The organism is Vibrio sp. 1402, from assembly GCF_033340275.1.
In genome coordinates this window covers 1-778 of the sequence record NZ_JAWOWE010000187.1, presented here as the reverse complement: position 1 = coordinate 778, position 778 = coordinate 1, and the positions used below count along the sequence as shown (strand labels likewise).

General features: G+C 48.2%; 1 protein-coding gene. It reads left to right on the top strand.

What is annotated here, in order from left to right; translation table 11 throughout:
• Positions 1–778: pyruvate kinase (pyk, locus tag R7044_RS24985; protein ID WP_225455970.1), on the top strand; the 778-nt coding region annotated here is incomplete at both ends.

Here is a 778-nt window from a genome sequence, read left to right as displayed (position 1 = left end):
CGCTAAAAAAGTACGCGCGATTGCCGCAAGATTAGGGCGTCAGGTTGCCATTCTTGGCGATTTACAGGGACCTAAAATTCGTGTTTCGACCTTTAAAGACGGTAAAATCACACTCAAAGTCGGCGATAAATTCACACTAGATAGCGACTTACCAAAAGGCGAAGGGAACCAAGAATCCGTTGGTTTGGATTACAAAGAACTGCCTCAAGATGTTTCACCGAACGACATTCTACTGCTTGATGATGGCAGAGTTCAATTGCAAGTCACCAGCGTAGAAGGAAATAAAGTCCATACCCGTGTGACCGTTGGTGGTCCATTATCCAACAACAAGGGCATCAACAAAAAAGGCGGTGGCTTATCAGCCGATGCACTCACGGAAAAAGACAAAGCTGACATCATCACAGCCGCAGAAATTAAGGTCGACTATTTGGCCATTTCTTTCCCACGCAATGGCGAGGACATGCACTATGCCAGACGCTTGGCCCGGGATGCCGGCTTAGAAGCAAAACTCGTCGCAAAAGTAGAACGTGCAGAAACCGTCGCCACAAGCGAGTCGATTGACGATATCATCCTAGCTTCTGACGTCGTGATGGTCGCTCGCGGCGATTTAGGCGTTGAGATTGGCGATCCTGAGCTGATCGGTGTTCAGAAAAAACTCATTCGTCGAGCTCGCAGTTTGAACCGCGTTGTCATTACTGCAACTCAAATGATGGAATCGATGATCAATAGCCCAATGCCAACGCGTGCAGAAGTCATGGACGTAGCAAACGCCGTTTTG